The sequence below is a fragment of the Flavobacterium sp. FlaQc-48 genome (genome assembly GCF_044007335.1).
Classification (GTDB): Bacteria; Bacteroidota; Bacteroidia; order Flavobacteriales; family Flavobacteriaceae; genus Flavobacterium.
This window is the reverse complement of sequence record NZ_JBIPCR010000015.1, coordinates 1-19972: the sequence shown is the minus strand read 5'-3', so window position 1 is coordinate 19972 and position 19972 is coordinate 1. Positions and strand designations below refer to the sequence as shown.

Here is a 19972-nt window from a genome sequence, read left to right as displayed (position 1 = left end):
ATTCGAATGGCAAGAAAAACGACAAGACGAACTTCTTATTCCCGTAAAGTTCAACCAGGCCGCTCTTTTTTTAGTAAAGTAATTCGCTTTATTGTATACTCTTTTTTGGTATTGCTTTTCTTAGGGACAATTTATCATTATCGTGATGGATTGGCTTATTACCTCGGATTTAAATCAAATAAGGTTTTAGATGAAGATGAGGTAGATAAACATCTTTCGGATGTTCGAAATATCAAAGTTTTAGAAAATCATAAGGGAAAAGTAGTTGGAATTGACGTTTCTGAATTTCAAGGAAATGTGGATTGGGATGAGGTTGAAATTTTAGATGAAAAATATCCGGTAAAATTTGTTTTTATTCGGGCAACTGCAGGAAATGACAGGGTTGACAGACAATTTAAACGAAATTGGGAAGGTGCTAAAGAAAATAAAATCATGCGTGGTGCCTATCATTATTATCGTCCAAACGAAAATTCAATCGAGCAGGCGAATCTTTTTATTAAAACAGTAAAATTAAAAAAAGGTGATTTACCGCCGGTTTTAGATATCGAAAGATTACCAAAGAACCAGCCTTTGGACAGTTTGAAAAAGGGGTTGAAACGTTGGCTCAATAAAGTCGAGGCACATTATCAGGTTCGCCCTATAATTTATACCGGAGAACGATATTACGATGATTTCCTGAAAGAAGAATTTGGGGAATATTTATTTTGGATTGCCAACTACAATTTCTACAGAGAAAAAATTGAAGATGATTGGTTATTCTGGCAATTCACAGAAAAAGCATCTTTGCCGGGAATCAAACACAGAGTTGATGTGAATATCTATAACGGTGATCTAGAGCAATTACAATTTATAACTGTTGAATAAGTTTTAGTCGCAATAGCGGGCAGTTTGCAATATATTACAATCTGATTTATTTTGACAAAATCAGAGCCAGGATGATGAATACAGGTAATAAAAGTGATACAGAATAAGGATTAGCAAAATTAACGGTGTAACCCATCCATTGTATTCTTTTTGGAGGCAATAATCTTTTGTCTTTTGGATTATAATAAAAGAAGCCCAGATACCAATTGTTTGGGTTTTTATGCCAATTATCGTAATCTTCCTGAGTTGGTTTTTCTGGCTTCATTCTGTAATTTAGGTAAAATATAATTTTTGGTGTAAAAGAAAAAATGGTAAAAAGTAATTTACAATTCACTTTTTACCATTCACATATAACTTCCTTAAAATTCAAGTTTCTTTTTACGAAGTTCAAAGTTTTGTCCAAGATAAACACGGCGAACCATTTCGTCTTCAACTAATTCTTCCGGAATTCCGGCTTTCAGAATTCCACCTTCAAACATTAAATAAGTTTTGTCTGTAATGGCTAAAGTTTCCTGAACGTTGTGATCGGTAATCAAAATTCCGATGTTTTTGTTCTTTAATTGGGCTACAATTCTTTGGATATCTTCAACTGCAACAGGGTCAACTCCTGCAAAAGGTTCATCGAGTAAAATAAACTTCGGGTCTGTTGCCAGGGCACGTGCAATTTCAGTTCGGCGGCGTTCACCTCCCGAAAGCAAATCACCTCTGTTGGTGCGAATATGCTCTAAGCTGAATTCTTCAATTAAACTTTCCATTTTTTTAACCTGCTCTTCTTTCGAGAGTTTAGTCAATTGCAAAACACTCAGAATATTGTCTTCAATACTTAATTTTCTGAATACGGATGCCTCCTGAGCTAAATAACCAATTCCTTGTTGTGCACGTTTGTACATCGGATAGTCGGTAATATTCAAATCGTCAAGGTAAATGTTGCCGGAATTTGGTTTTACCAATCCCACAATCATGTAAAAAGAAGTTGTTTTCCCTGCACCATTTGGTCCCAAAAGTCCAACAATTTCTCCCTGGTTTACTTCAACAGAAATTCCTTTTACGACACTTCGTCCTTTGTAGGTTTTGATTAAATTATCGGCTCTTAGCTTCATTTTTAATTGGATAATTAGATAATTAGAAAATGAGGTAGTTAAAAAAAAATAACTCAAATTCAATTTTAAAATTTATTTAGAAGGGACAAATTAAAAGTAAAAAAATCAATCAGATAAATGAATTAACAAATTATTGCGTTTTCAATGAATTATCAAATTGTCACATTTTCTACTTTTCACTTTCTTCTAAGGCTTCCCAGAATTCGTAAGCTCTTCTTAAATGAGGGATAACAATTGTTCCTCCAACAAGAGTTGCAATTCCCATTGCCTCCATCATCTCTTCTTTAGTAACGCCTTCTTTGTGGCTGGTTTCTAAATGGTATTTTACACAGTCATCGCAACGTAAAACTGCCGATGCCACTAATCCTAAAAGTTCCTTCGTTTTTACGTCAAGAGCTCCGGGGGCATAAGCATTAGTGTCAAGATTAAAAATTCGCTTTACAATTTTGTTGTTGTCAGCAAGTAATTTTTCGTTCATTTTAGAACGATAGTCATTAAATTCGTTTATGATATCAGACATTTTCTTTTAATTTATTTTTATAAACAATCCTCGAGATCAGGATACTCACTTCGTAAATAATCAGCATTGGTATCGCTACAATAGTCTGGCTTACTACATCAGGAGGAGTTACGATTGCAGCAATAATTAGAATAATTACGACAGCATATTTCCAGTATTTTCTCAAAAAAGCAGGTGTTACCAGTCCTAGTTTGGTTAAGAAATAAATGGCGATGGGTAATTCAAAAAATATGGCGCTGCCAAGAATACTTGTTTTGACCATTCCCATATAAGACTCCAGTGTAAACTGGTTTTTTACAATATCACTTACAGAGAAAGTTGCGACGAAATTTACAGACATCGGAATTACAACATAATATCCAAACAATACCCCCAAAAAGAAAAGCAACGAAGAAACGAAGATGAATACTTTTGCATTTTTACGTTCTTTCTCATATAAAGCAGGGCTTATAAATTTCCATATTTCCCATAAAATATAAGGAAAACTTAAAATAAAACCTGCAAGAAGACACATCCATACAAAAATGTTTACCTGTCCTTCCATTTCCGTATTCTGAATAATGAAATTCAGTTCAGTGATGCAAATACTGTCTGCAAAACCCAATTGATGAGATAAGTCACAAAACCAGACATAAGTAAAAAATGTAGGCCTTATTGGGCCTAAAATAATCTGATCAAATAAATAATCACTAATAAAATAAGTAACAAATGCCATAATGCATATTGCAATTGTACTTCTAACCAACAACCATCTTAATTCTTCAAGATGATCTAAAAATGACATCTCGCCAAGGTTTTTTTTTGCCATTATACGATTCCTTCTTTTAAAATGTCATGTAAATGTAATACTCCTTTGTACTCGCCGTTATCAGCAACAATAAGTTGCGTTATTGAAAAATCTTCTAAAATATTTAGGGCATCAACTGCCATTGTTTCTGAAGATACTAATTTAGGATTTTTTGACATAATATCCTTCGCGGTTAAATCTGCAATAGAATCTCTGTCATTTAGCATTCTTCTAATGTCTCCATCAGTAATAATACCTACGATTTTGTTGTTTTCGATTACAGCTGTAACACCTAATCTTTTCTCTGAAATTTCAAAAATCGCTTTTTTTATAGAGGTTTCAGGAGTAACCATTGGTTTTAATGAATGCTCAATCATATCTTTTACGCGAAGCAATAATTTTTTACCTAATGCTCCTCCCGGATGGTACACTGCAAAATCTTCAGGTTTAAAATCACGCATTTCCATCAAACAAACGGCTAAAGCATCTCCCATGACCAGTTGTGCTGTTGTACTGTTTGTTGGGGCTAAATTTATAGGGCAGGCTTCCATGTCAACCGTTGTATTCAAAACATAGTCAGAACCTTTTGCCAAAGATGAAGTTATATTGCCCGTAATGGCAATTAAAATGTTTCCAAAGCGTTTTAACAATGGAACTAAAACTTTTATTTCAGGGCTGTTTCCGCTTTTTGAAATACAAATTACAATGTCTTCATTTTGTATCATGCCTAAATCGCCATGAATGGCTTCAGAAGCATGTAAGAACATCGATGGAGTACCAGTTGAGTTAAAAGTAGCGACCATTTTTTGAGCAATTATCGCGCTTTTTCCGATGCCTGTAACGATCAATCGACCTTTAGTTTCGTAAATACGTTGCGTAGCTTCGTAAAAATTTTCGTCTAAAAAATCAATTAGCTTTGTAATTGCTTCACTTTCAGAGAGTATGGTTTTCTTGGCAATTGCCAATATATTTTCTTTTGTGATCAAAACAGGATATTTAAAATTTGTATGTATAAAAGAAAGTTGTATCTTTATGTGTTGCAAATTTATACAAAATACCATTAATATAAAGAATGAATTCAAACGAAATTGAAATACACAAGGAATTAAAGAAGTATTTCGGCTTTAGCCAATTTAAGGGCTTGCAGGAGCAAGTCATTACGAGTATTTTAAGTAAAAAGAATACTTTTGTAATTATGCCTACTGGCGGAGGAAAGTCTCTTTGTTATCAATTACCCGCTTTAATTCAGGACGGAACAGCTATCGTTGTTTCTCCTTTAATTGCTTTGATGAAAAATCAGGTTGATGCCATCAGAAGCCTTTCTTCAGAAAACGGAATTGCGCATGTTTTAAATTCCTCTCTCACAAAAACAGAAATTGCACAAGTTAAAAAAGACATTACTTCTGGCTTAACCAAACTTTTGTATGTAGCGCCGGAGTCTTTGACTAAAGAAGAATATGTAGCTTTTTTGCAAAGTGTACCAATTTCATTTGTGGCTATAGATGAAGCACATTGTATTTCAGAATGGGGCCATGATTTTAGGCCTGAATACCGAAACCTGAAAAATATAATAAAACAATTAGGCCAGGTACCTATTATTGGACTTACCGCAACAGCAACCCCAAAAGTTCAGGAAGATATTCTTAAAAACCTGGATATGTCTGATGCCAATACTTTTAAAGCATCATTCAACAGACCGAACTTATACTACGAAGTTCGGACAAAAACTAAAAACATAGAATCGGATATTATTCGGTTTATCAAACAACATAAAGGCAAATCCGGAATTATTTATTGCCTAAGCCGTAAAAAAGTAGAATCGATTGCCGAAGTTTTACAAGTTAACGGAATTAGCGCTGTTCCTTATCACGCAGGTTTAGATGCCAAAACACGAGCCAAACATCAGGACATGTTTTTGATGGAAGACGTAGATGTGGTTGTGGCAACAATTGCGTTCGGGATGGGAATCGATAAACCAGATGTTCGTTTTGTAATTCATCATGATATTCCAAAATCACTCGAAAGCTATTATCAGGAAACCGGTCGTGCGGGTCGTGATGGCGGAGAAGGACATTGTCTGGCATATTACTCTTATAAAGATGTAGAAAAGCTGGAGAAATTCATGTCTGGAAAACCAGTAGCTGAACAGGAAATTGGTTTTGCATTATTGCAGGAAGTGGTGGCTTATGCCGAAACCTCAATGTCACGCCGAAAATTTTTGCTGCATTATTTTGGTGAAGAATTTGATAGCGAAACCGGCGAAGGGGCAGATATGGATGATAACGTTCGTAATCCTAAAAATAAAGTCGAAGCCAAAGATCAGGTTGTTAAATTGCTTGAAATTGTTCGCGATACCAAACATATTTATAAATCAAAAGAAATTGTGTTTACTTTAATAGGTCGTGTAAATGCAGTAATTAAAGCACATAAAACAGATACACAATCCTTTTTTGGTTCAGGTTCAGATCATGACGAAAAATACTGGATGGCATTATTGAGACAAGTTCTTGTTGCCGGATATTTATCTAAAGATATCGAAACGTATGGTGTGGTAAAAATCACTAAAGAAGGTTTGGATTTCATTAAAAAACCAGTTTCATTCACCATGTCTGAAGATCACGAATACAATGAGTCTGAAGATGAGGCAATTGTAACAGCGTCAAAATCATCCGGAACTGCTGATGAAGTTTTAATGGGAATGTTACGGGAATTGCGTAAAAAAGTAGCCAAAAAGCTGGGAGTTCCGCCATTTGTTGTTTTTCAGGATCCTTCTCTTGAAGATATGGCTTTGAAATATCCAATTACGTTAACGGAATTATACAATATTCATGGCGTTGGTGAAGGAAAAGCAAAGAAATACGGAGGTGAATTTGTAGCTTTAATCAGTCGCTATGTTGAAGATAACGATATTATTCGCCCTGACGATTTGGTCGTAAAATCAACAGGGGTAAACTCTGCTAATAAATTATATATCATTCAGAATATAGATCGAAAATTGTCATTAAACGATATTGCTTCTGCAAAAGGTTTAACAATGGATGCTTTGATTAAAGAAATGGAACAGATTGTTTACGCCGGAACCAAACTAAATATCAAATACTGGGTTGACGATATGCTTGACGATGATCAGCAGGAAGAAATTCATGACTACTTTATGGAATCAGAATCGGATAAAATCGAGGATGCGCTAAAAGAATTCGACGGTGATTACGATATAGACGAATTACGCTTAATGCGAATTAAGTTTATTAGTGAAGTAGCGAACTAAAATGATTTTATGAGATTTTTGAAAGTAATTTTTCTTTTTCTTTTTTTTGTATCAGCTAAATTATTTGCAACTGCGCAGGTTCCGGATTATTTAATTATAGGAAAAGATACTTTAGCAATACAATCAAATCCCTTAGAAGAGTATTTTAAGATACATCCAATTCCTGAAAATTTAATAACTACTATTTCCAGTGCAAATTGGAGAGGTTATATTGCTTATTTTAAATTTATTGATGAGAAACTGGTTGTTGAGAATATTTATAAGGAAGATTATAAAGAGAATAGCAACGGTAAAACTGATTTTCATCTAATCTCTATTTATAAAGATATTTTTGGAATGAAAACTAATTTTAACTGTGATTTTTATTCAGGTTTATTAGTTTGCGCATCGGGAAAAATAATTGAATATGTTCATATGGGGTATAGTTCTCTTTATGAAAACTATAATCTTATAGAAATAAAAGACGGAATTAATAGTAAGTCGAAAAAATTTACAGCAGAAGAGTTTCAGAAATTCAAAAAAGATTATTTCAAATATTATAAAGGAACAGAAGAGTACAGGAATAAAGCTAAAGAATTAAAAGAAATGATGTTGGAAAAGTCTATTTCCAATAGTCAAATTTTAGTTGATAATCCTGGAACCGGAAGAGAAAATAAAGCTCTAAAGAAAAAAGAAGCCGAATTTAAAGCCGATAAACAGTTAGATTCTTTTATGTTTGTTTTTTTGTCTGATTATATAAAAACAATAGAAATTCCAACCAATTAGTCCCTATGAAAAAAGTGTCATCATTATTTAAAGCGTCAATTTTAGTATTGTTTTCTGTTTTAATTGTTAGTTTTTCAATTGATAAAAAGCAACAAGATCCTAAATTAGTTGGTATTTGGAAAGGTTTTGAAAAAGATGGACAAATAGAGGGCATTGAAAAACACTGGATACAACAACGATTTGAAGACGGAAGTTATGTGATCATGTTTACCACAAAAGAAAATTGTGAAGTTGAAACTTTTACAGAAAAAGGAAGATGGTGGACTGAAGCGGGGAAATTTTACGAAGCTGCAGCAACTACTAAAGACGTAGATATTTATAATTATGAAGTAAAAGGAGAAGAATCTGTGGAATTTAAAAGTATAAAGTTGTCCGGAAAAAATAATGATACGTATATATTTAGTGATTACAGACTTGACTTGAAATAAACAGACTTGAAAAGCTGAATAAAAAAAAATCCAAATTCCAATTGCATGTATAGCCTGGAACTTGGATTTTTTTTTATTGAAATTTTATCCTTCAAATACTTCCCCACGATGTGGTTTCAAAGCATCTCTTACAGAAATCATATTTTCATCGGTGACAACCATAAAAGCGATAGCGTGCATATCATTGATAACTTTAAAGCCTGTAATATTTAGCGGAAGTTTTTCTATTGTTATATATTCTTTTAAATGGATCTCATGATGTTCTGCTGTTTTTGCAGAAGCCGGACCACGAAAATCCCAAATCAGTTTTATTTTTCTAGACATTATTTTAAGGTGCAAAGGTTTGAGAATTGCAAAGGTACAAAGTCTTTTTTATGAAGATTAATAAAGTTACTGTAGAATTAACTGCAAAGGGCGCAAAGTTTTTTTAAGCTTGTGTTTAATACGCACGCAAATTCGCGAAGACACAAAGGTTTTTATTTCTTTACGACCCTGCGACTTGGCGAAATTAAAAAATAAAGCTTTGTGAACTTTACTTTATGTATCCACTATAAGAGACAAAAACGTTGCGCTTTGCGGTTGAATAAAGTCAACTTTAAAATTAACCTGGCAAAACAGGAGTTCTTAAAGTTTTTTTTGTGAAATATAAAATCTGTTTATATCTGCATGCAAATTTTATAGTAAAGGCATAAAATCATTTCAAAATGCTATTTTTGCATGTTCTTTTCATAAATAGAAAAGCTAATTGAATAAATAAAATATAATGCCAAGAGAACTTTTACTTCAGGTAACACCAGAAATAGCTGCAAATGAATTGCTGCTTAAAGACTATTTGTCAAAACAGATAAAGGTTTCTCCTAAGGAAATTCAGCATGTTTCGATTTTAAAAAGATCTATTGATGCACGTCAAAAAGCGATAAAAATCAATTTGAAAGTTCTCATATACTTACAGGGAGAATCCTTTCAGGAAACTAAAATAGAGCTGCCTGTCTATAAGGATGTTTCTTCGGCTCAGGAAGTGATTGTGGTTGGGGCGGGTCCGGCAGGTCTTTTTGCAGCTTTGCAATTAATTGAATTAGGCTTAAAGCCAATTGTAATCGAACGTGGAAAAGATGTTCGCGGACGTCGCCGTGATTTAAAAGCAATCAATGTGGAACATATCGTTAACGAAGATTCTAATTATTGTTTTGGAGAAGGCGGTGCAGGAACCTATTCTGACGGAAAACTATACACACGTTCCAAAAAACGTGGCGATGTTACGAGAATATTAGAACTTCTGGTGGCTTTTGGAGCTTCTGAAGATATTTTGGTAGAAGCACATCCGCATATTGGAACTAATAAATTACCAAAAATTATTGAAGACATCCGAAAAAAAATCATTGAGTTTGGTGGTCAGGTTTTATTTGATACCCGGGTTACGGATATTCTGGTAAAGAATAATGAAGTTGAAGGGATTGTTACTCAAAACGGAGACACTATTCTGGCTAATAAACTAATCCTGGCAACTGGACATTCGGCGAGGGATATTTTTGAACTATTAGATAAGAAGAAAATTTTTATAGAAGCCAAACCTTTTGCTTTAGGAGTAAGGGCAGAGCATTCTCAGCAATTAATTGACAGTATTCAATATAGTTGCGATTATCGTGGGGAACATTTACCGCCGGCGCCATATTCTATAGTCAAACAAGTTAACGGACGCGGAATGTACTCGTTCTGTATGTGTCCGGGAGGTGTAATTGCGCCTTGCGCGACAAGTCCGGGCGAAGTAGTTACAAACGGCTGGTCGCCATCTAAACGCGATCAGGTTACGGCAAATTCCGGAATTGTAATCGAATTAAAATTGGAAGATTTCAGGCCTTTTGCAAAATTTGGTGCTTTGGCCGGAATGGAATTTCAAAAAAGTATCGAACAAAAAGCATGGCATTTAGCTGGAGAAACCCAAAAAGTTCCGGCACAGCGAATGGTTGATTTTACACAAAATAAAGTTTCATCGGATATTCCTAAAACATCGTATGTTCCGGGAACAACCTCAGTAGAAATGGGACAGGTTTTCCCTGGTTTCCTATCGCAGATTTTGCGTGAGGGGTTTAAAGAGTTTGGAAAATCAATGCGTGGTTATTTAACTAACGAAGCCATTTTACACGCACCGGAAAGCAGAACATCGTCTCCGGTTCGTATTCCAAGGGATCCAATAACTTACGAGCATCTGCAGATAAAAGGTTTATACCCGTGCGGAGAAGGAGCGGGTTATGCAGGTGGCATTATATCGGCTGCAATTGATGGCGAAAAATGCGCTTTGATGATTGCAGAAACGCTGAGATAGTGAACCGTTTTTTTTCGGTAAAAATAATACTATATTTATTTTTTTTTAGTAAAAGTAATACTATATTTTTGGTTTAAGTTATGGTACTATTTCAAAATTTTAAAAGATGACACTACAAGATATCGAAATAAAATACAAGTTTCAATTTCCGCTTTTATACAAGCAATTAGACGCTGACGGGATGCTTAACGTTGGAGAATATGGGCCAAAATGGTATGCCGAAGTTTATCCAACATTAAAAGAGAACCCGCCTTTACTTTTGCATTCTTACGATTTCGAACCGTTGAATTTGAAATCTGTAGACAAAGAAATCGAAAGACTTAGAGATCCTGAAAATTATCGTCAGATTAAGGAAGAATTTAATTTTATTCCTTTTGCAAAAAGTTATGGAGGTGATCATTATTGTTTCTTCTTAAATGAAATAAATAATGGAGAAATACCAATAGTTTTTCTTTCACATGATAGCAGCGAGTCAGAATATTTAGCAAAAAACTTACAAGATTTTATTTTTAAAATGTTTTTGACAAATATGGCATGTTTTGATAATGAAGGTGCTGACGATGAAGAACTTATAGTTAATCTTCATAACATGTTTAAAACTCATAAAAAATACTTAACAGATCAACAGCAAGAGATTCTGAAAGACATACTCAGTCGTGAAATTATTGATTATGAAATTTCATCTTCTAATTATAGTGAGGATGCAAGAGGATTATTGACTGATATTGAAAAAAATAAATTGATTAATGAAATTATTCCTTTCGACAAAATGGATACTAGTTTTGAGTATTCAGAGGAATAAATGCTTATTTTAGATGTAAAAAATTATACTATCTAAAATGACAAACATCTTTTCTGATTTATTTGGCAGAAACAACGACCCAAAATCAATCGTATCTTTTGATGTTATGGATGCTATTTATACGCATCTGTATAATGAGGAAAATAAAATTGAATTTAAAATGAAGGGAATTCACGATACGGTTTCAGTGAATTTATATTCATTTCCGGGTTCATTTGATTATGAAGAAGCACAAAATGAAATTAAGAAGGCAGGTTTTAAAAATGCCTACGAAGTTTTAAACGAAATCTATAAAAAGATTAATATAGGACCTATTTCTGAAGAACAGATAGAAGAGGGGCTGGAATTCGATTATATTCATATTCAATTTTATACAGAGCCAACCCCGGAAGCCAAAAAGTATCTGAAGCATATCCTGCATAATTTTGTCGTCTTCTTTTGTTGTACGAATAGTTTGGAAACAAACGATTTTAAAATGCTTTATAATAATAGTTATTTCCTTGATTATACAAAAGGAATATTAGATGCAGAATCTATTGATATAAACGAGCCAAAAAATGACGCTCAGAAATTAGGTTTCAAAGAGTTTGAAAGGATTTTACAGGGAATTTGTCAATATCTGAATATCGAATTACCGGAAAGTGTTGAGCTTCCTTCACAGGAAAATTTATTGCCTGAAGAGGTTGAGGTTACACAGGAAACTTTTGAAGAGTTTATAAAATTGGTTTCAAGAGGAGATGTAGATGAAAAATTAGTTCAGAAGCAATCAAAGAAACTTTTGAAGAATTTTAAAAAAGGACATAAAGAATATCACGAAATTGTTCAGGGACAATGGGATTTCTTCGAAAGTATTGATGCCTGGAACAGCGACTGGAAATTCGACCCTGAAGATGCAGAATATTTCATTTCAGAAATGATAGGCGAAGGCCTTAATTTCGATTATCCGGAAGAAACTTATAGTCATGATTTGTTTCCTTATATTCAATCAGCGTTAGAAAAACATGATTTGGAGTTAATGACTTATGATACGCACGGCGATAATTATTTGTTTTTTGTGGCGAATAAAAGAGAGGTAGGCAGAATTATAGAATTGTCTGAATTGACAAAGATTGAGGTTAATAAGTTGTAGGCTGGATTAATTGCAATCCTGTCATTTTGAGGGACGAGAAATCATACACGGCATTCAACAAGATTGGTGATTTTGATTGCGGAGTTTCTAATGTGATCTTTCCTGTGGTCAGGATGACAGAATGGGTAGAAAAGTTTAGAAGAAAGGTGCACTCACATGATTATTTACGGAATTAAAATTATTTTCCCGGTACTTTTTCGGCTTTCCAGATAATCATGTGCTAATTTACCTTCTGATAATTTGAAAGAAGTTGGTTCTGAAAGTGTAATTTTTCCTTCGATTATCCAGGTAAATAATTGATTGGCCCTTTTGATTCGTTCTTTTTTAGAGTTTAAATAACTCCATAAATCCCCGCCGGTTAAAGTTTTAGAAGTATCCATTAGCATCCTCGGATCTACAGGTTCAGGATCGCCGCCCGCCATCCCAAAGAAAACAACCTGACCGCATTCTTTGGTAACTTCGAAGCTATCCGTCAAAGTGCTTCCAATACTATCATAAACGACATCAACACCATTTGGAATCACTTTGAAAATATCCGATTTCCAATCTTCATTGTATAGAAAAACATGATCAGCGCCTTGTTCGATGGCCACTTTGGCCTTGTCAGGAGATGAGGTCAAACCGATGACATTTGCACCTAATGATTTGCTGATCTGAGTCAGAAACTGACCCACTCCTCCGGCAACAGCATGAATTAAAACCGTTTCGCCTTTGGCAGTTTTATGACTGTCGGTTGCCAGATAATGTGCTGTTAAACCCTGTAGTAAAATAGAAGCAGCGGTTTCAAAAGAAATAGCTTCGGGCAGCGGCAAAACATGGTTTATGTTCACGGCAACTAGTTCTGCGTTTGCAAAAGGAACATCGGCAAAAGCCACACGGTCCCCAATTTTATATTCGGGATGATTGTTTGTGTTAACTACAATTCCTGCGCCTTCATAACCTGCTATAAAAGGAGGGGTTCCTTTTAAGTGATAGTTTCCTTTTCGTCTGTAGACATCGGCGTAATTTAGTCCTATAGCTTTCATCTCGACTAAAATCTCATCTGTTTTTAATTTAGGATTCGGAACTTCAATATATTCTAAAACATCAGAGTTCCCGAAAGAAGAGAAGGTAAGTGCTTTCATTTTAAAATTAAATTAGGAATGCAAAGTACGTGAAAAATCAGTTTTTAATGTAAGTGTTGCGTAGTTTTAACACATAGGAACATAGCTTTGCAGATGCATAAAAAAGGCATTTCATTTGGTTGGATACGCATCGTTGACTATGTGAGAGAAATGAGTTTCTTTTTTATATTCTTTTTAGTTTGTAAAAAAATCTATGTTTCTATGTGTTTTAAAAAAAATCCGCTATTAGATCTTAGGAAATTTCATTTCGTTGAAAGTACTTTTCTGAGTCGCCAGTTTTTCGATATCCTGCCATTTTCTGGGAGATTCTGCGGATAGATTTTCATATGAATCTTTTGTGATGGCAATATCATCTTCAATACGAACGCCAATATTCCACCATTTTTTGTCACATTTACTGTTTGCCGGAATGTAAATTCCAGGCTCTACAGTCAGAACCATATTTTCTTTCAGGGTGCCCATATAATTTCCTTTATCATGAACGTCTAAACCAAGAAAATGAGAGCAGCCATGCGGATAGTAAATTCTAACATCTTTTGGATCTGTAATAATGCCGAGTTTAATTAATCCGGCAGCAATGACTTCTTTTGATTTTTGAGTTAAATCCTGAATTGAAGTTCCCGGTTTGCAAATTTTAAAAACTTCTTCCTGGGCTTCATAAACCAATTGGTAAATTGCCTTTTGCTCTTCGGTAAATTTTCCGTTTGCCGGAATTGTTCTCGTGACATCGGCAGAATAACCATGATACTCAGAACCTACATCCATTAATAATAATTGATTGTCAATTTTTGTACTGTTGTTAGCTCCATAGTGCAAAATACATCCGTTTGCTCCTGCACCTACAATAGGCGGATAACCTTCGCCTTCGGCACCATAATGTCTGTGAACATAAGCATGAATTCCGTCAGCTTCGTTTTCGCTCATGTCTGGTCCAATGGCTTTCATGACTTCGTTGTGGGCAATGCAGGAAAGTTTGACTGTTTTGCGCATTAATTCCATTTCCTCAGGAGTTTTTATTTCCCGTAATGCGTCTGTAATGTTGGTAAACAGTTCTGTTGATGAGGTTTCATATTCTTTTGTAATTCCAGATTTAGTCTTAAAGGTTTCCAGTAATCCATAGAGATCAAATCCGGTTTTATCGTTGCCAATGTCAGTAGGGATTTTGTCATAAATTATTTTGTCGAATTTTTTAAAATCGATAACAAAGTCCCTAAAGTCTTTTCCGTTATAAATAGTTGTAAAACCTAATTTAGCTTTTGCGCCTTCAATTCCTAAACGTCTCCCGGTCCAGGTTTCTTTACTGGCATTTCTTTCTCTCACAAAAAGAACTTCATTATATTTTTCAGTTTCTTGTGATTCTTTAAAAATGAATAAAATGGCATCAGGTTCCTTATAACCTGATAAATAATACAAATCTGGATTTTGATGATAATTGTAATTGATGTCTTTTGAGAAAACTCTTTCAGGATAAGAAAAAATGACAGCCACAGAGTTTGCGGGCATAAGATTTCTAAAAGCTTCTCTGCGGCTTTTATGAAATTCTTTGGAGAGATAGTCCTGAGGTAAATTCTCCTGCGAATGAACTTGTAAAATAGTAATGAATAAGGCAAAGAATGAAAATAATTGCTTCATTTTGTGGGTTTTGATTCGTTTATTGGTGCAAATTACAAAAAAATATGAATTTATTTTTATAAAATGATTTGCCACGAATTGTACAAATTTGTACAATTCGTGGCCAAAAAAAACACAAAAAAGCCGTCCATTTTCATGGACGGCAATGATTAACCCATATAAAGGGCTTTTATTTCTTTTTTAGTTTGTCTTTAAAAACTTTTTCAAATTTTTCAATTTTCGGCTGGATTACCATTTTGCAATAAGGCTGGTTTTTATTGTTTGCATAATAATTTTGATGATAATCTTCAGCTTTATAAAAAGCTTTAAAAGGTTCTACTTTTGTCACAATCGGACTGTTGTACACTTTTGCTTTGTTTAATTCTGTAATAATGCTTTCGGCAGCATTTTTTTGCTCGGCATTTTTGTAAAAAATTACAGAACGGTATTGTGTTCCAACATCAGCACCCTGACGATTTAATGTTGTAGGATCATGAACGGTAAAGAAAACTTTGAAGATTTCATTAAGATCCGTCACGTTTTTGTCATAAGTAATCTGAACCACTTCGGCATGGCCTGTTGTTCCGGTACAAACTTCTTCATAAGTTGGATTAGCCACTTTTCCTCCGGAGAAACCCGAAAGTACAGATTTTACTCCTTCCAGATTTTCGTAAACAGCTTCAACGCACCAGTAGCAACCGCCACCAAGTGTAATAGTTTCTAAATTTGAAGTACTTTTTGTTTTTGTATTTTGCGCGAATCCGTTTAAGGATAATGCAAAAAGGGCAACCAGAAATATATTTTTCATGTCAGTATTTATTTAGAGTCAGGAACAAAATCAAGTGCAATCGAATTCATACAATAGCGTTTTCCGGTTGGTTCCGGACCATCGTCAAATAAATGGCCCAAATGCCCTCCGCAACGACCGCATAGCGCTTCAGTTCTTTCCATTCCAAGAGAGTTATCATTTTTGTAAATCACACTTTTTTTATTATCCTGTTCAAAAAAGCTTGGCCATCCACAACTGCTGGCAAATTTAGCGCCAGAGCGGAAAAGTTTATTTCCGCATGAAGCACAGTAATAAGTTCCCTTTTCATCAGTATTCCAGTATTTTCCGGTAAAAGGTCTTTCAGTATCAGCGTTTCGCATTACATCATAGACATCTTCAGGTAATACTTTTTTCCATTCGGCATTACTTACATTGAGTTTGGTGGTATCGGTATTCGAATAATAAGGATTTCCGGGTTTGCTTATTTTGTTTTCCATAACGACAGTTTTGGTATTTTGTTTTTTTGCATTTTGTCCGCAGGCTTGTAAAATAAAAAGCGGAATTAAAAAGCAAAGGCTGAAAATTTGGGTTTTTGTTTTCATTTTTAGGAGTGCTTTATTTCTGTGTTTCAAAGATACGACTAGATTTCGCCTTGAAATGTCGTATACTCCACAATTCAGATTTTTTTAAGTATGTTTTAACTTATGTTATTTACGTAAAACAAATGGTTTTAGTTTTTAAGGCTTGTTTTTAAAGGTTTTTTTGATTTAAATAGTTTGTATTTTGCTGTAAGTCAGTTTTTTGTAAAATGACAGGCTCGTTAAACTTTTCACAATCTCGTCTGAGATTTTCAAGCCATTTCTTTTTTCGTATTTTTGTTTGATCAATAAGCCTTATGATAGAAGAAAACGTAATATTAGTAAACCAAAATGATGAGCAAATTGGCCTGATGCCAAAATTAGAAGCACATGAAAAAGCGGTTTTGCACCGCGCTTTTTCGGTTTTTATTTTAAATGATAAAAATGAAATTATGCTGCAGCAACGTGCTCATCAAAAATACCATTCGCCTTTACTCTGGACTAATACATGTTGTAGTCATCAACGTGAAGGAGAAACAAATGTTGAAGCCGGAAGCAGAAGATTGTTTGAAGAAATGGGTTTTAGAGCTGAATTGAAAGAACTCTTTCATTTTATCTATAATGCACCTTTTGATAACGGTTTAACAGAGCATGAACTCGATCATGTTATGATTGGATATTATAACGATGATCCGGCAATAAATACTGAAGAAGTTGAAGACTGGAAATGGATGAAGATTGAAGATGTGAAAACAGATATTCAGAAACATCCGGAAATATATACTGTATGGTTTAAAATAATTTTTGACGAATTTGATCATTATTTAGAAGATCATAAGCTTTAACCCAAAACGAACCAACCCGTAATGAAAGTAACCATATCAAGAAAAGCACATTTTAATGCTGCACATCGATTGCACAGAAAAGACTGGACATTTGAAAAAAACGATGCTGTTTTTGGAAAATGTAATAATCCCAATTTTCATGGTCATAATTATGGTTTAACAGTAAGTGTTACAGGAAAAATTGACCCGGAAACTGGTTTTGTTTTAGATGTGAAAGTATTAGCGGATATTATACGGGAAGAAGTAGAAATACCGTTTGATCACAAAAACCTGAATCTGGATGTTCCGGAATTTCAGGATTTGAATCCAACTGCTGAAAATATTGCGGTTGTGATATGGAATAAAATTAAAAAAAGAATTCAACCCGATTTTGACTTAGAAATTGTGTTGAATGAAACGGATCGCAATTTTGTAACCTATAAAGGAGAATAAAAACATGTCATTAAAAATAGGAGATATAGTTCCGAATTTTTCTGCAAAAGATAGTCATGGTGAAGTTTTTGAAAGCCAAAGTTTTTTGGGAAGAAAGCCACTTGTGATTTATTTTTACCCAAAAGATAATACGCCTGGTTGTACTACAGAAGCTTGTAGTTTTAGAGATCAGTATGAAGACTTTAAAGATTTAGGTGCTGAGGTTATTGGTATAAGCAGCGATAGTGTAAAATCGCATCATAAATTTGCCAATAAGCATCAATTGCCTTTTATCTTGTTATCTGATCAGGATAAGAAACTGCGACACCTTTTTGGTGTCCGTGATAATTTGTTTGGTCTTTTGCCGGGAAGAGTAACGTATGTTATTGATAGAAATGGTGTCGTTATTTTGATTTTTGATAGTATGAATGCTGCAAAACACATTCCCAAAGCATTAAAAACGATCAAAGAATTAGTATTATAGAAATAGAAAATAGTATCAAAGAGCTATTAAATCAATAAAAATATTAGCCTAAAAAAAACATTTATGAACCCAAAAGTATATCCTTTACAATTCGAACCTATTTTAAAAGACAGAATCTGGGGTGGAGAAAAGCTAAAGACGATTCTGAATAAACCAATCACTTCTGAAATTACCGGTGAAAGCTGGGAATTATCTACCGTTGAAGGTGATGTTAGTGTTGTGTCGAATGGAGTTTTGAAAGGAAAATCATTAATGGAGCTTATTGATGAAACTCCAAACGAAATTTTAGGAACAGCAGTTTACAAGCGTTTTGGAAAACAATTTCCGTTACTTTTTAAATATTTAGATGCACGTGAAGATCTTTCGATTCAGGTACATCCAAATGATAAACTGGCAAAGGAGCGTCATAACTCTTTTGGAAAAACTGAAATGTGGTATGTAATGCAGGCCGATGCAGATGCCAGAATTATTGTGGGTTTTAAAGAAAATTCAAGTAAAGAAGAATATTTGAAGCACTTAAATGATAAAACCCTGGTTTCTATTTTAGATGATGTAAAAGCAAAAGCCGGTGACGTTTTCTTTTTAGAAACCGGAACAGTTCATGCCATTGGTGCAGGATTAGTAGTTGCCGAAATTCAGCAAACATCCGATATCACGTATCGTTTATATGATTTTGATCGTAAAGATGCGCAAGGAAATACAAGAGAACTTCATGTAGATTTAGCGCTTGATGCAATCAATTACAATAAGGTAGAGACACAAAAGAAATACGAGAAGAAAACCAATACATCAAACACAGTTGTAGACTGCCCTTATTTTACAACCAATTTTATTCCCTTAGAAAATGAACTTGAAGTTTCTAAAACGGGAGAGACTTTTACTGTTTATATGTGTATTGATGGAAGTTTTGAAATTGCATTTGAAGGATTCAGACAAACCTATATAAAAGGAGATACAATTTTGGTTCCTGCTGGCATAAATGCATTTATTTTGAATGGAAAAGCTTCTATTTTAGAAATTTACATTTCATAGCAGTTAATAAAAAGATTATGTGTACTTTTGCAGTCGCAAATTAAAATAAAAATAAAAATGGCAAACGTTAAAAATTTAAAGAAAGACATCAACTTCGTATTAGGAGATATTATTGAGGCAATTTACTTGTTTGAAATGTCTACAACAGGAAATCCTACTCCGGAAACGAATGCTTTGATCGATCAGGCTATTGCTGCATTTGATACTTTGATTACAAAAGTGAATGCTAAGAACGTTGAAAACAAAAAAGCACACTTCAAACAAATCAATGTTGAATTGGAAGAAACTGCTAATCAATTGATTGCTAAAATCAACGAATTGTAAGCGAAAAAAAGTATAAAAAAGTGCAAATTTATTTTGGTAAAACGAAAAACCGCTTTATATTTGCACCCGTAATGAGTCGCCAGCGTAGCTCAGTTGGCTAGAGCAGCTGATTTGTAATCAGCAGGTCGTGGGTTCGAGTCCCTCCGCCGGCTCAACATAAAACCATCACTTTTAGTGGTGGTTTTTTATTAAAATAAGCAGTAAATTTATTTTGGAAAATACAAAAATCCATTTTATATTTGCACCCGTAATGAGTCGCCAGCGTAGCTCAGTTGGCTAGAGCAGCTGATTTGTAATCAGCAGGTCGTGGGTTCGAGTCCCTCCGCCGGCTCAACGTAAAACCATCACTTTTTAGTGATGGTTTTTTTTTGCGCAAAATTCATGAAGGTAAAGGTTCAGGGGTTGTAAAAGTTGGGAATAAGATAAAGAAGTACTTTTTGAGGTTGATACGAAAATCTATGAAATGATGAGGTTTAAATGTATGCACTAGTCATTGTGAAAGTAGAAATTTTGTTTCTTGGTTTGGTTTTAAATGTTGTGATGATGAGTGCTTGATAAAGAACAATTGGTTTTGATATTGTGTGAGGGTTTTTGGGTAGTGAAGGATGGTTGATGGGTTGAATTGAGGATTGTGGTTGGGTAATGTTGTATGTGTGATCTGCTGGGTTTGTAACCTGGCATTTTTTGTTTTATGCGTATACCTATATATATGTTCCTTTTGGTGTGGCAGGGCAGGGTTGGTTTTTTTGGGGTTTGATTCAGGAGCTAATCCCGCTATTCGTTTCAATCTTTTGTGCCGAACCCCGGC

23 protein-coding genes and 2 tRNA genes are annotated in these 19972 nt (G+C 34.3%); 14 read left to right on the top strand and 11 right to left on the bottom strand.

The window, feature by feature from the left end:
- Positions 1-6 precede the first annotated feature (6 nt).
- The gene (locus tag ACHRWY_RS20305) at positions 7-864 is read left to right on the top strand and encodes a glycoside hydrolase family 25 protein (protein ID WP_395357111.1); all 858 of its coding nucleotides are present in this window, start codon (positions 7-9) and stop codon (positions 862-864) included.
- Between the two features lie 46 nt (positions 865-910).
- Here the strand turns inward: ACHRWY_RS20305 and ACHRWY_RS20300 are convergent, their stop codons facing one another.
- The 5 genes from ACHRWY_RS20300 to ACHRWY_RS20280 all read right to left on the bottom strand — a co-directional run bounded on the left by ACHRWY_RS20300 (position 911) and on the right by ACHRWY_RS20280 (position 4257).
- The gene (locus ACHRWY_RS20300) at positions 911-1129 is read right to left on the bottom strand and encodes a DUF5808 domain-containing protein (protein ID WP_395357110.1); all 219 of its coding nucleotides are present in this window, start codon (positions 1127-1129) and stop codon (positions 911-913) included.
- Positions 1130-1223: 94 nt separating this feature from the next.
- The gene (gene lptB, locus ACHRWY_RS20295) at positions 1224-1964 is read right to left on the bottom strand and encodes an LPS export ABC transporter ATP-binding protein (RefSeq protein WP_395357109.1); all 741 of its coding nucleotides are present in this window, start codon (positions 1962-1964) and stop codon (positions 1224-1226) included.
- A gap of 169 nt (positions 1965-2133) precedes the next feature.
- Positions 2134-2484, bottom strand: coding sequence for a carboxymuconolactone decarboxylase family protein (locus ACHRWY_RS20290; protein ID WP_395357107.1), 351 nt, complete (start codon positions 2482-2484; stop codon positions 2134-2136).
- Positions 2477-3292 carry a twin-arginine translocase subunit TatC gene (gene tatC / locus ACHRWY_RS20285; protein WP_395357105.1) on the bottom strand — a complete coding sequence of 272 codons (816 nt, stop codon included), beginning with the start codon at positions 3290-3292 and terminating at the stop codon, positions 2477-2479. The genes ACHRWY_RS20290 and tatC overlap by 8 nt, the downstream gene beginning before the upstream one ends.
- Entirely contained in the window at positions 3292-4257 is a 966-nt protein-coding gene (locus ACHRWY_RS20280; RefSeq protein ID WP_395357103.1) for an SIS domain-containing protein, read from the bottom strand. The genes tatC and ACHRWY_RS20280 overlap by 1 nt, the downstream gene beginning before the upstream one ends.
- Positions 4258-4343: 86 nt before the next feature.
- Here ACHRWY_RS20280 and recQ point away from each other — a divergent pair, with 86 nt between their 5' ends.
- Genes recQ through ACHRWY_RS20265 form a run of 3 tightly spaced genes read left to right on the top strand, consistent with a single transcriptional unit; the run spans position 4344 to position 7732 of the window.
- On the top strand, positions 4344-6539 hold the full coding sequence (recQ, locus tag ACHRWY_RS20275; RefSeq protein ID WP_395357101.1) for a DNA helicase RecQ: 2196 nt from the start codon (positions 4344-4346) through the stop codon (positions 6537-6539).
- Between the two features lie 9 nt (positions 6540-6548).
- Entirely contained in the window at positions 6549-7304 is a 756-nt protein-coding gene (locus ACHRWY_RS20270; protein WP_395357099.1) for a hypothetical protein, read from the top strand.
- A gap of 5 nt (positions 7305-7309) precedes the next feature.
- Positions 7310-7732: a hypothetical protein gene (locus ACHRWY_RS20265; protein WP_395357097.1), complete on the top strand. Its 423-nt coding sequence runs from the start codon at positions 7310-7312 to the stop codon at positions 7730-7732.
- An 84-nt stretch (positions 7733-7816) separates the two neighbouring features.
- On the opposite strand, the gene ACHRWY_RS20260 is transcribed toward ACHRWY_RS20265, so the two are convergent.
- A complete protein-coding gene (locus ACHRWY_RS20260; protein ID WP_395357096.1) occupies positions 7817-8056 on the bottom strand; it encodes a hypothetical protein in 240 nt (79 codons plus the stop codon).
- A gap of 439 nt (positions 8057-8495) precedes the next feature.
- Between ACHRWY_RS20260 and ACHRWY_RS20255 the strand changes: the two genes are divergently transcribed.
- The 3 genes from ACHRWY_RS20255 (at position 8496) to ACHRWY_RS20245 (ending at position 11986) form a co-directional block, all read left to right on the top strand.
- The gene (locus tag ACHRWY_RS20255; RefSeq protein WP_395357094.1) at positions 8496-10055 is read left to right on the top strand and encodes an NAD(P)/FAD-dependent oxidoreductase; all 1560 of its coding nucleotides are present in this window, start codon (positions 8496-8498) and stop codon (positions 10053-10055) included.
- A 106-nt stretch (positions 10056-10161) separates the two neighbouring features.
- Positions 10162-10857, top strand: coding sequence for an SMI1/KNR4 family protein (locus tag ACHRWY_RS20250; protein ID WP_395357092.1), 696 nt, complete (start codon positions 10162-10164; stop codon positions 10855-10857).
- Positions 10858-10894: 37 nt separating this feature from the next.
- Entirely contained in the window at positions 10895-11986 is a 1092-nt protein-coding gene (locus ACHRWY_RS20245; RefSeq protein ID WP_395357091.1) for a hypothetical protein, read from the top strand.
- 164 nt (positions 11987-12150) lie between these two features.
- Here ACHRWY_RS20245 and ACHRWY_RS20240 read toward each other — a convergent pair whose 3' ends face one another.
- From ACHRWY_RS20240 to msrB, 4 genes are all read right to left on the bottom strand, one after another.
- Positions 12151-13110, bottom strand: a complete 960-nt coding sequence (locus ACHRWY_RS20240) for a quinone oxidoreductase family protein (RefSeq protein WP_395357090.1) — start codon at positions 13108-13110, stop codon at positions 12151-12153.
- A 225-nt stretch (positions 13111-13335) separates the two neighbouring features.
- The gene (locus tag ACHRWY_RS20235) at positions 13336-14742 is read right to left on the bottom strand and encodes an aminopeptidase P N-terminal domain-containing protein (protein WP_395357089.1); all 1407 of its coding nucleotides are present in this window, start codon (positions 14740-14742) and stop codon (positions 13336-13338) included.
- 169 nt (positions 14743-14911) lie between these two features.
- The gene (msrA, locus tag ACHRWY_RS20230) at positions 14912-15529 is read right to left on the bottom strand and encodes a peptide-methionine (S)-S-oxide reductase MsrA (protein ID WP_395357088.1); all 618 of its coding nucleotides are present in this window, start codon (positions 15527-15529) and stop codon (positions 14912-14914) included.
- Between the two features lie 8 nt (positions 15530-15537).
- Entirely contained in the window at positions 15538-16092 is a 555-nt protein-coding gene (msrB, locus tag ACHRWY_RS20225; RefSeq protein WP_395357086.1) for a peptide-methionine (R)-S-oxide reductase MsrB, read from the bottom strand.
- Positions 16093-16385: 293 nt separating this feature from the next.
- On the opposite strand from msrB, the gene idi reads away from it, so the two are divergent.
- The 7 genes from idi to ACHRWY_RS20190 all read left to right on the top strand — a co-directional run bounded on the left by idi (position 16386) and on the right by ACHRWY_RS20190 (position 19495).
- Positions 16386-16913 carry an isopentenyl-diphosphate Delta-isomerase gene (gene idi / locus ACHRWY_RS20220; RefSeq protein WP_395357085.1) on the top strand — a complete coding sequence of 176 codons (528 nt, stop codon included), beginning with the start codon at positions 16386-16388 and terminating at the stop codon, positions 16911-16913.
- Between the two features lie 21 nt (positions 16914-16934).
- Positions 16935-17345: a 6-carboxytetrahydropterin synthase gene (locus ACHRWY_RS20215; protein ID WP_395357083.1), complete on the top strand. Its 411-nt coding sequence runs from the start codon at positions 16935-16937 to the stop codon at positions 17343-17345.
- A 4-nt stretch (positions 17346-17349) separates the two neighbouring features.
- Positions 17350-17808: a peroxiredoxin gene (locus ACHRWY_RS20210; RefSeq protein WP_395357081.1), complete on the top strand. Its 459-nt coding sequence runs from the start codon at positions 17350-17352 to the stop codon at positions 17806-17808.
- A gap of 63 nt (positions 17809-17871) precedes the next feature.
- The gene (locus tag ACHRWY_RS20205; protein ID WP_395357080.1) at positions 17872-18840 is read left to right on the top strand and encodes a type I phosphomannose isomerase catalytic subunit; all 969 of its coding nucleotides are present in this window, start codon (positions 17872-17874) and stop codon (positions 18838-18840) included.
- A 57-nt stretch (positions 18841-18897) separates the two neighbouring features.
- The gene (locus tag ACHRWY_RS20200) at positions 18898-19164 is read left to right on the top strand and encodes a hypothetical protein (RefSeq protein ID WP_026982865.1); all 267 of its coding nucleotides are present in this window, start codon (positions 18898-18900) and stop codon (positions 19162-19164) included.
- A 78-nt stretch (positions 19165-19242) separates the two neighbouring features.
- A tRNA-Thr gene (locus ACHRWY_RS20195) sits at positions 19243-19316 on the top strand.
- A gap of 105 nt (positions 19317-19421) precedes the next feature.
- Positions 19422-19495, top strand: a tRNA-Thr gene (locus ACHRWY_RS20190).
- 159 nt (positions 19496-19654) lie between these two features.
- Here ACHRWY_RS20190 and ACHRWY_RS20185 read toward each other — a convergent pair.
- The coding region (locus ACHRWY_RS20185) for a hypothetical protein (RefSeq protein WP_395357078.1) at positions 19655-19972 on the bottom strand (318 nt) is incomplete at its 5' end.